This window comes from Actinoplanes sp. NPDC051633 (assembly GCF_040681735.1).
Taxonomy (GTDB): domain Bacteria; phylum Actinomycetota; class Actinomycetes; order Mycobacteriales; family Micromonosporaceae; genus Actinoplanes.
The window spans coordinates 1-1,548 of the sequence record NZ_JBFAZH010001523.1 but is presented as its reverse complement, the minus strand read 5'-3'; the positions used below and the strand labels follow the sequence as shown (position 1 = coordinate 1,548).

Sequence of the window (1,548 nt, the reverse complement as noted above, 5' to 3'; positions counted from 1 at the left end):
GGCAGCTCGGCCAGCCACTCGTCGCGCATCCGCGACTCGAGGCCGGCCGGCCGGTATCGCAGCGCCGCCACCCGTATCCCGGCCCGGGCCAGCGCGGACAGAACGCTCATGCTTCCTGGATCCGGGTGAACGAGTGCATCGCCGCAACCTCCCGCCGGGCCTCCGCTGCGCCCTCCGCGGTCAGACGGTAATACCTGCGTGCAGGTCGCCCCTCGGCCGCGGGATCGGTTTCCTCCCACCGCGACTCGACCCACCCGGCGCCCTCCAGCCGCACAAGGATCGGATAGAGAGTGCCGCTGGGCAGCCCGGTCGCCTGCATCAACTGCAGCCCGTACCGCTCCTCGCCGGCCGCGGTGAGCAGCGCGGCCATCACCTTGAGCACCGACGCCGTCATCCGCGGAGGCATGTCCGCACCCTACATAGGGTCGGGCGCCCGCGGAAGGGCCACGGTCACCACCAGGCCACCCTCGGGCCGGGCCACCGCGTGCGCCGTGCCGCCGTGTGCGTGCGCCACCGAACGCACGATCGAGAGGCCCAGCCCGGCGCCCGGCGCGGCGATCCGGTCGCCGGTGTGCCGCCGGAACGGCTCGAACAGGCCCTCCACCTCGTACGGCGGAACCACCGGCCCGCTGTTGCTGACCTCGAGGAACACCCGGTCGGCGTGCCGGCCGGTGACCACGCATACCCAGCCACCCGGCAGGTTGTGCCGGCGGCCGTTCTCGACCAGGTTCTGCACCATGCGTTCCAGCAGGATCGGGTCGCCCAGCACCGGCGCCTCGGACAGCTTCCGGTCCTCCTCGCAGGCGACGTGCTCGGCGACGTCCGCGAGATCCACATAGGACATCGTGCGGGTGTCGCGTTCCGATTTCGCCAGCATCAGCAGCCCGTCGATCAGCCGCCCGTGCCGGTCGTTGATGGTCAGCAGCGTCTCGCCGAGCTGCCGCATCTCGGCCGGCACGGTGGCCGGGGTGAGCGCCACCTCCAGCAGCGTGCGGTTCAGGGTCAGGGGGGTACGCAGCTCGTGCGACGCGTTCGCGATGAATCGGCGCTGCACGTCGAACGAGTGGTCCAGCCGCGCCAGCATCAGGTCGAACGTGTCCGCCAGCTGCTTGATCTCGTCGTCCGGTCCGCTCATCGCGATCCGCTCGCGCAGCCGCCCGTCCGCGGCCGGAGCGTCCGCGATCCGCCGTGCGGTGCCGGTGATCTGGTGCAGCGGCCGCAGCATCAGCCCGGCGATGAACCAGCCCAGCGAGATCGCCAGGGCGGCCACCACCAGCAGGGCGATCGCACCCTGGGTGAGGAACGTGCCGAAGAGGTTGTCCTGCGCCTGGCCGGTGATCTCCTTGGTGACACGGGTGTCCGCCACCCCCGGGCCCGGGAGCGGGACGCGGTCGGTGATCGCGAACGCGATGTCACCGGGCAGCTGCTGGCGCACCAGCACCCAGGTGACCGCGAGAAGCAGCAGACCGGCGACCAGGAACAGGCCGCCGTACACGAGGGTCAGTCGAAGCCTCATCGGATGCGATACCCCACTCCCGGGTCGGTGAG

At 71.4% G+C, this 1,548-nt stretch carries 2 protein-coding genes; both read right to left on the bottom strand.

Annotated elements, in window-relative coordinates:
• Positions 1 to 106: 106 nt before the first annotated feature.
• The gene (locus AB0M20_RS42745) at positions 107 to 406 is read right to left on the bottom strand and encodes a PadR family transcriptional regulator (protein ID WP_364307143.1); all 300 of its coding nucleotides are present in this window, start codon (positions 404 to 406) and stop codon (positions 107 to 109) included.
• Positions 407 to 415: 9 nt separating this feature from the next.
• Positions 416 to 1,516 carry an ATP-binding protein gene (locus AB0M20_RS42740; protein ID WP_364307141.1) on the bottom strand — a complete coding sequence of 367 codons (1,101 nt, stop codon included), beginning with the start codon at positions 1,514 to 1,516 and terminating at the stop codon, positions 416 to 418.
• Positions 1,517 to 1,548: the final 32 nt, after the last annotated feature.

Bases quoted from the DNA above. Each gene is read 5' to 3' on its own strand.
- AB0M20_RS42745 (WP_364307143.1), bottom strand. From the start codon at position 406: ATGCCTCCGCGGATGACGGCGTCGGTGCTCAAGGTGATGGCCGCGCTG.
- AB0M20_RS42740 (WP_364307141.1), bottom strand. From the start codon at position 1,516: ATGAGGCTTCGACTGACCCTCGTGTACGGCGGCCTGTTCCTGGTCGCC.